The organism is Paenibacillus aceris (assembly GCF_017874035.1).
In the GTDB taxonomy this organism is placed as follows: Bacteria; Bacillota; Bacilli; order Paenibacillales; family NBRC-103111; genus Paenibacillus_E; species Paenibacillus_E aceris.
The window spans coordinates 50926-63113 of the sequence record NZ_JAGGKV010000023.1 but is presented as its reverse complement, the minus strand read 5'-3'; the positions used below and the strand labels follow the sequence as shown (position 1 = coordinate 63113).

Annotated in this window: 10 protein-coding genes; all 10 read left to right on the top strand. The window is 43.2% G+C overall.

Features of this window, described 5'->3' with window-relative positions; translation table 11 throughout:
* Positions 1-225: 225 nt before the first annotated feature.
* The 10 genes from J2Z65_RS28645 (at position 226) to J2Z65_RS28600 (ending at position 12100) form a co-directional block, all read left to right on the top strand.
* The gene (locus J2Z65_RS28645) at positions 226-1563 is read left to right on the top strand and encodes an ArsB/NhaD family transporter (RefSeq protein WP_167066802.1); all 1338 of its coding nucleotides are present in this window, start codon (positions 226-228) and stop codon (positions 1561-1563) included.
* 30 nt (positions 1564-1593) lie between these two features.
* The gene (locus J2Z65_RS28640) at positions 1594-2259 is read left to right on the top strand and encodes a DUF2642 domain-containing protein (RefSeq protein ID WP_167066799.1); all 666 of its coding nucleotides are present in this window, start codon (positions 1594-1596) and stop codon (positions 2257-2259) included.
* A gap of 121 nt (positions 2260-2380) precedes the next feature.
* Positions 2381-3103, top strand: a complete 723-nt coding sequence (locus J2Z65_RS28635) for an ABC transporter ATP-binding protein (protein WP_167066796.1) — start codon at positions 2381-2383, stop codon at positions 3101-3103.
* 2 nt (positions 3104-3105) lie between these two features.
* A complete protein-coding gene (locus J2Z65_RS28630; protein WP_167066793.1) occupies positions 3106-3861 on the top strand; it encodes an ABC transporter permease in 756 nt (251 codons plus the stop codon).
* Positions 3862-4031: 170 nt separating this feature from the next.
* Positions 4032-5396 carry an ABC transporter substrate-binding protein gene (locus J2Z65_RS28625; RefSeq protein ID WP_167066790.1) on the top strand — a complete coding sequence of 455 codons (1365 nt, stop codon included), beginning with the start codon at positions 4032-4034 and terminating at the stop codon, positions 5394-5396.
* Positions 5397-5446: 50 nt separating this feature from the next.
* The gene (locus tag J2Z65_RS28620; protein WP_167066787.1) at positions 5447-6328 is read left to right on the top strand and encodes a carbohydrate ABC transporter permease; all 882 of its coding nucleotides are present in this window, start codon (positions 5447-5449) and stop codon (positions 6326-6328) included.
* An 18-nt stretch (positions 6329-6346) separates the two neighbouring features.
* A complete protein-coding gene (locus J2Z65_RS28615) occupies positions 6347-7189 on the top strand; it encodes a carbohydrate ABC transporter permease (protein ID WP_167066784.1) in 843 nt (280 codons plus the stop codon).
* Positions 7190-7324: 135 nt separating this feature from the next.
* The gene (locus J2Z65_RS28610; RefSeq protein ID WP_167066781.1) at positions 7325-8614 is read left to right on the top strand and encodes an ABC transporter substrate-binding protein; all 1290 of its coding nucleotides are present in this window, start codon (positions 7325-7327) and stop codon (positions 8612-8614) included.
* A 39-nt stretch (positions 8615-8653) separates the two neighbouring features.
* Positions 8654-10456 (top strand): sensor histidine kinase, encoded by a 1803-nt coding sequence (locus J2Z65_RS28605; RefSeq protein WP_167066778.1) that lies wholly within the window; start codon positions 8654-8656, stop codon positions 10454-10456.
* Positions 10457-10462: 6 nt separating this feature from the next.
* The gene (locus J2Z65_RS28600) at positions 10463-12100 is read left to right on the top strand and encodes a response regulator (protein ID WP_167066775.1); all 1638 of its coding nucleotides are present in this window, start codon (positions 10463-10465) and stop codon (positions 12098-12100) included.
* Positions 12101-12188 lie beyond the last annotated feature (88 nt).

Below are 12188 nucleotides of genomic sequence, written 5' to 3'. Positions count from 1 at the left end.
TCAAAATTAGTAAATTAATGGACGGGAACTAGCGGAAAATTATAGAGATAGTATAAACGGCTAGTCCCCTCTCTGTCATTTGAACATATACTACAAGTGAATCTACATGACATTTATAGTGGGAGGCGAAATAGCGATAGCATCATTTCACCTAACTAAACTTGCTAAGAGATTCTCAGATTAGTTCTGTGATCCGATTATTTTATTGAAAAGAGGTAGTGCTAGATGTTACAAGACTTCATGATACCTATAACCATATTAACTTTTATATTCACGATCACTTTTATCTTCTTGCGGCCTACTGTCAATGAAGCGATTCCTGCCTCTGTCGGAGCTGCGGCCATCCTCCTTTGCGGCAGCGTTTCTTTATCTGATTTAGGTCAGATCGCCGAAACCATCGGCGGAGCAGCCGTAACGATTATGGCAACGATCGTGATGGCCATTGTAATAGAAAGCTTTGGTTTTTTTCAATGGTCAGCCGAAAAGCTATTGGAGAGGTCAAGAGGCTCCGGTATCCGTCTTTTCTGGCTAACGAATTTATTTTGCTTTCTTATGACGCTTTTTGTTAATAATGATGGAAGCATCTTAATTACAACCCCTATTTTACTCATGCTGCTTCATAAATTAGGCCTCAAAAACCATCAAAAAATACCTTACCTACTATCAGGAGCCTTAATCGCAACAGCATCTAGTGCACCTATTGGCGTTAGTAATATAGTGAATTTAATTGCGTTAAAGATTGTTCATATGGACCTCTACATGCATACTGCTATGATGTTTATTCCTGCTACGCTGGGGCTTGTCCTTCTATCGTTTCTTCTATTCGCTAGTTTTTATCGCGTCCTGCCTCGTCAACTTCCAACTATGAAAATAGCCTTGAGTCAAACGCATCCATTAGAAGACGACTCAGCGCAAAGTGGGAAAAAGAATTCTACCAAATTAATGCGAAATATTTTAATTTTTGTGTTCTGCGTACGTATAAGTCTTTTTGTCGCATCTTACATTCATTTTCCTGTGCCATTGATGGCCGTTATTGGTTCTGCATTCCTACTAGGATGGCGTTGGTACTTATTGAGAATTTCTCCGGTAGATATGATCAAAAAAACGCCATGGTATATCCTCATTTTCGCCTTCAGTATGTATGTAATTATATTCGGTTTGCATAATATCGGGCTCACGAAGTGGCTCACCCAGCTCCTTCAACCAATCGTTACTGGCAGTCTGCTTCAGGCAAGTGTCATGATGGGGATTCTGCTATCGGTTTTATCCAATTTATTCAATAACCACCCGGCTCTGATGGTAGGAACCTTAACCTTGACGAATATGGGTCTTGACCCTGTTACGTTAAAAATTGCGTATCTAGCGAGTGTAATCGGCAGTGATATGGGTTCACTTCTATTGCCTATCGGAACATTGGCTACGATGATGTGGATGCATCTGCTTAAGAAAGGCAAAGTAAAACTATCCTGGGGCCAGTATTTAAAAGTGACAGCAGTCGTTATTCCGATCACCGTCATTTTCACCTTAATCATCCTGGCATTTTGGGTATCATGGATCTTTTAGTACGGAAAAATGAGACAGGAGGTCGATCGTATGCGCGTTCTTGAACAATTTGTTGGTAAACAAGTGATCGTTGAGATTTCAGGCAATACGGTTTGTGAAGGGAGGTTAATTGATTTGGGGCTGGATCTGATGGTCCTCGCAAATGAACAAAGATTCTTTTACATCCCTTTAGTTCATGTGCAAAATGTCATTTTTGACGCACAATCTAGCGGGGAAATAACCGAACCTTCAAATGCTTCCATTGATTATCAAACGGAGAACCTCTCATTTCGGAAAATATTAACAAATGCCAAGGGGAGATTTGTAGAAATTTATGTGACGGGAAATAAAACGATTCATGGCTATTTAACGAGTATTATGAATGACTACTTCGTCTTCTATTCGCCGGTCTACAAAACGATGTTCGTATCTATGAACCATTTGAAATGGTTAATTCCTTATCAATCTAACCTTACTCCCTATTCACTTAGCAACCAATTACTTCCTGTAAGCCCAACTCAGATTACTTTATCTAAATCATTCGAAGAGCAATGCAAAAAGCTGGAAGGAAAACTAGTTGTTTTCGATCTGGGGGATCATACGAATAAAATGGGCTTACTTCAAAAAGCAGATAATAATTTCGTAGAACTTATCAATGCCCAAGGCGATAGAGTAGGTTGGAATCTACAGCATTTAAAAACGGTATATATGCCATGAACTGCAGAGGGTCTCTTTGATTTGATGCCTCTAACCGCACGCCAAATGACATTGCTTGCAAAAGACCTGGCTATGATATACTAGAACAATCATTCATCAGATCATTTAGGAGTGAAAGATTTTGCAGTCTTTGCTTGTTGTAAAAAATTTAACTAAGAAACATCCAAGCGGAGGGGCATCCCATTTATTTAAGGAATTAAATATGGAAGTCAGGTTAAAAGATTCAATCGCGATTCAAGGGCCTTCCGGACATGGGAAGAGCACGCTATTGCGGGTTCTAGCCTCATTAGAAGGCGATCATAGCGATTGTTTAGCTTTGCATGGACGGTCTGTATCCGCCTGGGGACCTTGCGAATGGCGTAAAAAAGTCTGCTATGTTCCTCAACAACCGGCATTGGTGCCGGGAACGATTGAAGATAACTTAACGTTGGTGAGTAAACTTCATCATCGAAAGTTTGATCAAAAACTAGCAGCGAAATTGATAGATGAGGTAGGGCTTGGGGAACTCGATTGGTCTCAAGATGCGGCTGCGCTGTCCGGCGGGCAGAAGCAGCGTATTCAACTTGTGCGGTCGATGCTGTTGGAATCCGACATTCTGTTGCTTGATGAAGTGTCTTCTGCGCTGGATGCACAAAGTAAGCTGGCGGTGGAAGCAACACTGAAGAAGTGGCGGGAAGATAAGGGGGTCGCGTTGATATGGGTGACTCACGAGCAGGATCAAGCCAAGAGGGTGGCGAATCGGTTTTGGTACTTGGAGAACGGAGTACTTACCTCAGACACTATAGAAAAAGATGGACATCTCCCCCCACAAGATGAAGCGGTATCGACAGGAGGGGAGATGTAGTCATGTCTACATTAGCATTGGGCTTCACGCTAACGTTTGTTATGATAACGATGGCTTTATCCAAGTGGCAGAAGCTTGGACTCGAGAAGGACATTGCGCTGGGAACGATACGTGGCGCTTTACAGCTTTTATTCATTGGATATGTGCTTCATTTTGTTTTTCAGACGGAACATTTGGCCTATACGATCGGGATAATTTCCATCATGATTGCTGTCGCTACACATAACGCTGGCAAACGAGGGAAAGGGCTAAAGGGGATTAACTGGCGAATAGCGGCAGCGATTGCCGTAACGGAGATATTAACAATTGGCTTAATGCTTAGCCTGAACATTATTAAGCCAACAACCCAATTCATTATCCCGATTAGTGGAATGACGATTGGAAGTTCAATGATTGTTTGCGGGTTGTTCTTGAATCAAATGAATCGCGAGGTGGAAACATCCCGGGATGTGATCGAAGCGCTTTTCGCGCTTGGCGCAACGCCGAAACAGGCTTTTCAAAGGGCGCTTCAGAGCTCTGTGAAGGCTAGTATGATTCCAACCATCGACGGTATGAAGACAGTCGGACTCGTTCAACTGCCAGGGATGATGACAGGTATGATTATCGCGGGAACGAGTCCCGTAGAAGCGGTTCGGTACCAAATACTGATTTTGTTTGCTTTTACGGCCTCGGCTGCGATGACCAGTATTATTTTGAGTATGCTTAGCTATAAGTTGTGGTGCACGAAGGAACTGACTTTGCGAAAACAGACGAGTTAGACTCGTCTGTTTTTTGCTATGTTCAAAAATCGGACCCCATTGTCAATCTGTTGGTTTTATTTCTTACTCACGAACAAAATATTTACGGGTACGCCCAAAAATAATCCATTCATACTGACCCTCTGTCTGGCTATAATCGAAATGTAAACGGATTCATAAGGAGGAGCGACATGTCCAAACTAAAAAAAGCGATGTCATTGCCGGTTGTTTTCTCACTCGTATTTGCAGCGGCAGGCTGCAGCAGTCCGAGTAACAATGCGAGTACGAGTGCAACTCCAGCGAGTGGGAGCACGACGGCTGCAGCCACACAAAACGCAGACGCTTCGAAGACGGGGGAGCAAAACAATGCCAAAAAGACGAAATTGATCTTTTGGGACAAGTCGGAATATGTGAAGGAATACAATGATTCGCAAAAAGAGAGAGTGGCGCAATTCTCCAAGGAATTCAATGTCGATGTAGAGTATGTCGCAATTCCACCGGCAGACTTAAAGACGAAACTGCTTGCGGCGGTTGAAGCAGGAAACCCGCCAAATTTGTTGTTGGCTGACGATTTTGTCGCGAAACAATTTGTGGGCAACAATCAACTGGTGGAAATTTCGGATATTTTAAAGAAATATGATTTCAGGGAAGACTCCAAGAAATATGCTTATGCGTTAGAGGGTTGGTTTGAGATTCCGGTTTATCATAATCCGAATGTTATGTATGTGAGAAAAGATAAGGTGGCCGAAAAGAAGCTTGAACTCCCGAAAACGTGGGATGATGTAAAAAAAGTGGCAAAAGCGATCAACGACCCGAAAAATAATTTTTATGGGCTTGGCTTTCAGCTTGGGGGCGGGGGAGATTCGAATGGCCGTATCGAGAACTTAATTAGAACGTACGGCACGGATTTGGTCGATAAGGACGGTAAAGTTACGGTCAATACAGCGGAAGCTTTGGAGGCTCTCAAGTTTGACACCAGCTTCTTCACGGAAAAATTAACGCCTCCCGGCGCAATAACAGGCGATGACTCATGGAATAATACGGCTTATTTGAATGGTCAAGTAGGGATCATTTTTAACTCCAGCAGTGTGTATGCGGCGATGAGAAAAGAGAAGCCGGAATTGCTTAACAACACGCAGATCATGCCATGGCCTGCAGGTCCGAAAAGACAGTTCGGTTCAGGCGGCGGTACCGTGTTCGTTATGTTTAACAAAGGTAAAAATATTGATAATGCCAAAAAATATATTGATTACTTCTTCAACAAAGATTTCTATGGAAAGCTGATCGAGAAGTTGAATGGATTGGCCGTGCCGGTATTGAACGGCTATGAAAATACAGAGTTTTGGCAAAAACCGGAAAACAAAGGCTGGTTCGATGCCTCGAAAAACATTGTCCCACTGGGTGATCCAGGGCCTCCGGATGCCCGCGCTTCGCAAGTGATTAGCGAATACATCCTTCCTAAGGCCGTACAAAGTATTGTCGTGAATAACACAGACCCGAAAAAAGCGCTTGATGAGATTGAAAAAAACTACAAAAGAGTTTACGAGAAAAAATAAGTTTAACCTCACAATCTAACTGGCGTACTTTCCCATAGGCAGGTGAAACCATGCTACAATCATCCAATCGAAGAAGTGAAATGGTTTTGGGGTATACGTCGGTCATGCCGGTTATCATCGTCATTTTCGTGGTGATCGGCATTCCTTTTATCAATGCGCTATACCTGAGCTTAACCGATAAAACCGTAGGAGCCCAAGCGCATTTTATTGGCTTTGAGAACTACCGCGAAATTTTTACAGACCCCGTGTATTGGAAAGTCCTCAAAAATACTTTTATTTATTTTATGACGGATGTGTTCTTTAAACTGGTGATCGGGATGATTTTTGCCTTGACCCTCAATCAGGCATTTTTCGGAAGATCCATTGTGCGGGTGTTGTTCCTTGTACCGTGGGCGATTTCGGGACTAGTGTCGGCGCTTACGTGGAAGTGGATGTATAACGATTCTTACGGCATCATAAACCAATTGCTGCTTGATACAGGTTTGATTGAAAATCCGGTCGCATGGTTAAGCGGACCTAAAATTGCATTAGTATCCGTCATCATTGTCAATATTTGGCGGGGGATTCCCTTCTTCTTGTTCAGTATTCTTGGCGGTTTGCAGACGATTGACAGGCAGATGTATGAGGCAGCGAAAATTGACGGGGCGGGCCCCATTCGGCAATTTTTCTCAGTCACGATTCCTTCCATCAGTTCGGTACTTGTCATTACGACAATGCTGTCTTCGATCTGGACGTTCAATGATTTCGAAAATATTTATTTGATTACCGGAGGAGGACCTTTGTATAATTCGGCGGTTATTTCCGTTTATACGTACGAAACCGCTTTTCTCCAAAATGATATGGGCAAATCGCTCAGTGTGGCTGGATCTATTATTCCAATCTTGCTGGTGCTGATGTTCTTCATGACCCGAAAGCTGGCTAAGGAAGAATGAGGGGAGGTGGCATCAAGGATGCGAGCATCCACCGTGCGTGCCGTTCGAAAAAAAACGTTGATTTATGCAATCGTCGTTTTCGGCTTAATTTGGACATTGTTTCCGGTCTATTGGATGGTTAAGACATCGTTCACTCCCGACGCACTGATGTACGATGCCAAACCTTCCTTGATCCCGACTGAGGTAACAACAAAGCATTACAAGGACTTGTTTAGCCAGACAGAGTTTATGACCAACCTTAAAAACAGTTTAATCGTTTCCCTGCTTGCCACTTTGATATCTTTATTCATTAGTATTTTCGCTTCTTACAGTCTGACCCGGCTTAAGTTTCGTGGCAGGAAATTCATTACGAAATCCATTATTATCTGTTATTTAATGCCGGCGGCGGTGCTGTTTATCCCAATGTATGTGCTTGTCAGCAAGCTCGGTTTTGCCGATAACAAATATGGATTGCTGATTATTTATCCGACTTTTATCGTACCTTATTGCTGCTACATGCTACTTAGCTACTTCAAGGCCATTCCGGGTTCTTTGGAAGAAGCGGCGTTAATTGACGGGTGCACGCGACTTCAAACGCTATGGAGAATTATTTTTCCCATTGCTGCTCCGGGCATTGCGGTGGTGGCGACCTTCGCCTTCACCATGTCATGGAACGAGTTTCTTTACGCACTTGTCGTTACGACGAGTCCAAGCCAGCTGACCGCAATGGTTGGAATTGCAGGGTTTAAATTCTCAGACTCCTTCATTTGGGGACTTCTGATGAGCTCTTCGGTTATCGCTTCGATCCCTGCTTTGATTTTATATCTCGGCGCCCAAACCTTTGTAATCGGCGGACTTGCCGACGGAGGCGCGAAATATTAAGCCAAATGGTTCATATGCGTCAGGTCATCCGGAGCAATCTGGCTGACCTTTTTAACTATGATTCTATGGAATATAAGCTATAATAGAGCTTAAACGAATCAGGTACCACAAAACAGCATATCTGGGGGATTTTACATGAATCATAAGAAGCAAAGTCTCTTATCTTTGTTGACGATTGGTCTTGTACTTATGTTGTCTGGCTGTGGTAACGACGCTTGGGATAAACAGGCTCTAGAAGCTCTGAATGAAACGAAACAAGGCGGAACTCTGACATTATGGATGTTTAATACGGATATCTATTTGAAGCCGGCTGCCGAAGAGGTCGCCAAAGAGATGAATATCAAGCTGAATTATGAATTTATTAATCCGGAACGGTATAAAACCAAAATCAAAGTGGCCGTTTCTGCAAATGAACTGCCCGATGTATTCGCGCAATACTTAGGCAAATCCGAGCGAGAAATAATTTTGAATGCTAACGTGGCGGCTCCGTTAAATGACGTGTTTACCTCATCTGGGCTTGAATCCAAATTTGACAAAGGGAGTTTGGTTAAAGAAGCGGATGGCAGCATTTACTCCGTCCCTTACCGTCCCGAGCAATCGCAAGTCGTCGTCTATAATAAAAAGCTTATGGCAAGTCTGGGCATTCAGCCACCCAAAACTTGGGATGAGCTTCTTGCTGTGATACAGACCGCCAATCGAAAAGGTGTTACTCCAATTGCCTTGGGCGGCAAAGACCGCTGGCCGGGAGATATCATCTATAATACTTTGGTGCTACGCGAGGATCCAAATGCTTTTAACCGAGCGCTTAACCATGAAATCAAATTCACCGAGAAGCCATTTGTGGATGCTGCCGACAAAGTTATTCAATTAGTACAGGCAAATGCGTTTCAACCTGGGTATTTAAATCAAAGCGATTTAGAAGCCCGTGATTTGTTTTACAAGGGTAAAGCGCTGATGATCTGTAACGGCTCTTGGATTTTCACAAAAGCCATTTCAAGTTTAGGCGACGATTTAGGCTACATTAAGTTCCCCCAGACGGGAGCGGCAGCGGATCCATTCTCTACGAACACCGGCGAGCGAAGCAGTACACCTTACGGACTGTTCGTCAACATCCAATCCCAGCAGTTGCAGAAGGCTAAGGAGTTCACAATCCGGTATTCGCTAAAAATCAATAATGAACTCGTCAAGCTGGGTCAAGCCTCATATGCAGACTCGGAAATGAAACCAGAAGGTAAAATAAACGATGCGTATGCGGAGTATTTAGTGGATTTCAAAAACTTTAAGTTCATCCAAACATATTGGTATAGTGCAATCACAACATCTAAGGGTGAAGAGTATCGGGATTTGAACCAGAAATTGTATACGGGAACACTGTCTTCCTCACAGTATACGGAAAGTATGGAGCAAATTATGAGGAAGCCGTAATCGGCTGGTTCACGGCACTGCTTGTTGGAGGAGATATGTATGAAGGCGTCGTTCCTAGTGTTTCAAGACATGCCGATTCGCAAAAAAATACAGTTCATCAATGTAATTATCATTTTACCCAGTATTGTTTTTTTGACCATTACACTGTATCAAATGACGCTGCACCAAGCAGAGGAGCGGGCTCTTCGTAGCTCAGAACAAAAGATTGGACATATTACCAACACGGTTAACACCTTGTTTAACGATATCGAAAATTTCTCGAAGCTCTCGATGATTAATAAAACGTACCAATCCGTACTGATGGAAACGACCGCGGAGAACAACGAACTGCAGCAGTTGGATGACATCCAATCGATGTATGCTAGTTTGAATTCATTGGTCGAATCCAACCCGTATATTGACTCGGTTGTTATTCAATCAACAGATGGAAGCAAAATTTATTATTCGGACAATATGTCGAATGTTACCGACTCATCAGTGAACGTCTATCCGAAAGAACAACTGATAGCCGCTAAAGGTACGGCGGTATGGATTGAAACATTCGAAAGCTCGTTTCTTGTAAACGATCAGCGTAAAAATTTACTAGCCATAGGAAGGCGTATCATTAACATCAATAATGGGCTGCTAATGGGCTACATTTATATCAACATAGATGAGAGGAAATTGTCCAACATTTATAGCAGCGACGATCTGCGCAGCAATATCATGATTGTCAATGCCGAAGGCAGGATCCTTACTGCTAATGATCCAGAAATCGTTTCTCAATCGACGTATGACTTGTTTGGCCGGATGATTGTAGATGGAAATGGTTCTACGATTTTTAATAATGGAAAGATGAACATACTCGTTTCTTCAAAAGTTATGGATAAGAACGGGTGGAGAGCTGTCTATGCAGTACCTACTAAGGAATTAATGAAGGACCAGTGGAAAATCACCTTATTTATTTTAGGCTTTGGCCTGGCAGGGTTACTTTTGGCGCTGATCCTTTCCATTATATTTTCCAAATGGATTACCAATCCGATTATGCAGCTAAGCAGGGCTATGACAGCAGTTGGAGACGGCAAACTGCATACGCGGACGATCGTCGTTTCTAACGATGAAGTCGGCCGTTTGGCGTATAAATTCAATGAAATGGTAAGCCGGATTCAAGACCTGATGCATACGATTAACCATGAGGAGAAGCAAAAGCGAAAGTTGGAGCTTCGGCTTTCTTATTCACAAATTAAACCTCATTTTCTATATAACACATTAGAGATGATTCGTTCAATGGCGTTGATGAAACAAGCGCCTGATATCGGTAAGGTCGTCAAATCGCTCGGCGATTTTTACAGGATGTCGCTAAATCGAGGCCAGGAGCTCATTCCAGTGTCCCAGGAGAGGAAGCATCTCGAAAGTTATCTTTATATCCAAACCATTCGTTACCACCGTATGCATTATAGAATTGACTTCGATAACCGGATTGAGGGATGTTGGATTCCGAATATGCTGCTGCAGCCGCTTGTGGAAAATGCGGTCTACCATGGACTTAGAGATAAGCTGGAAGGTGCGCTCTGTGAGATCACCGGCGGGATTGAAGAGATGAATGGCATGAAAGTTCTCTGTTTCACGGTGAAGGATAACGGTAACGGGATGAGCGAGGACAAGCTTGAGCGAATTTGGAAGCATGAACCTTCTCATCATGATTTATCCAGCTTCGGTATTAGCAACATACAAGAACGCGTCAGGCTTCGCTATGGACAGCCATTCGGTATCACAATCCTCTCGAAACCAGGAGAAGGTGTAGAAGTGCAGCTGCGGATCCCCCTTGTCTTCGAAAAAACTGAGCTTGAAGAGAGGATGTAGCTGTCTATGAACACCAAATTACGTGTACTACTCGTCGATGATGAATATTATTTCCGTAAGCTTTTGATTAATTTGATTGACTGGGAGGCTCTTGGTTACATCATCGAGGAAGAAGCCGAGAATGGCTCTCAAGCTCTAGAACTTGCACGACAAGAGCAGTATGATTTGATCGTCGCCGATATTAACATGCCGGGAATGACGGGATTAGATTTTGTAGAAGCATTAAGATCTTCATATATTGAAACGAAAGTAATCTTTATTACAAGCTACGATATATTTGAATTTGCTCAGGCTGCCATAACGTTAGGGGCGTCTTACTATTTGCTTAAGCCCGTCGACGAAGATGAGCTTAGCCGTGCTCTAACGGAAATTCGCGAAGAGTTTTTACAGGAGATGCAATCTACGCTTGATGTTAAGTATCTAAAGGAACAAGTGGAACGAACGAAACCTTTATTAAGAGACCATTTTGTGCGGCAGCTTCTACTGTATGAGCCATCAGACAGACCGGAAACGCTAAATCAGCATGCCCAGTTCTATGACATTCCTCTGAATGCGCGCGGTTATGTCGCCTTTGTTGTCGAAATCGACGAACTTGGCGTCCGTTATAGCGAAGAACAAGAGCGCCAGCTTTGGCGATTTGCGGTCAAAAACATTTTAAAGGATACTTTCGAGTCTTCGGGGGCATATTGTGCGGTGATCGACGGCGAGGACAATAAGATCGCAATACTGGTCGGGCATAACAAGGATCAAGATAAAGAACTAATGGATCTTTGCGACCAAGCTCGCAGCTTTATTGACCAAAGAATGCATCTTGGCGTTACACTCGCTATTGGACAAACGTATGAAAGTTTAAGCCAAGTACATCTCTCGTATACAGAGGCTCTGTATGTTTTAAGGGTTAAATTTACAAAGGGCGGTAACCGAGTTATCGCTTATTCACAAGATCATGAAGGCTCGGAAGATGCCGTTTTCTCTCTGCCCATAGATCGAACGGAATGGATAACGGCAATTCGCAATAAGAATCGGGAAGCGCTTGCCGAGAAAATCGAAGAAGTTTGTTCAAAACTCGTCAGCATTCAGGCGAGCAAAGAAATTGCTGTATTCGTCTTGATGGAATGTGTTTCACTCGGCAGCGCCGTCATTCTGGAACGTGGAGGAACGCTGCCGAGCGGATGGATGACGGACCGTCATCCGTTGTTTAGGCAGATGCATTGCCTGGAAACGATTTCTGGGTTACAGCAATGGCTTCAGCTCTTTTTTAATCAAATTGTCTTTGCAGAATTGGATAACTATTTGGCGCGGTTCAAAGGTTCCGATATCGTAAGCAAAGCTGTAGCATATATTGAAGAGCACTTTGCCGTAGAGTCCCTGACTTTACAGCAAACTGCTCGCAGTATTTGTGCCAATCCGAGCTATTTAAGCCATATATTTAAAAGAGAGACGGGAAAATCATTTACGGAGTATTTATCCGATTTGAGGTTGGATCGAGCTATGGAGATGCTGAGAGAAGTGCCGCCCGAAGGGTTGGTCTCTCTTAAAATTGTTGACGTTTCACAAAGTGTCGGTTACTCGGATCCGTACTATTTTAGCAAGTGCTTTAAAAGGAAGTTCCAAATCGTTCCAAGCAAAGTCATCCAAACATGACTGAAGAAAGCCTTACACTTCCAGGGGGAGGGTGAGGTTTTTTTCTTGTATGGATTCACAAAATATTTACGGATGCTCCCAAAAATAT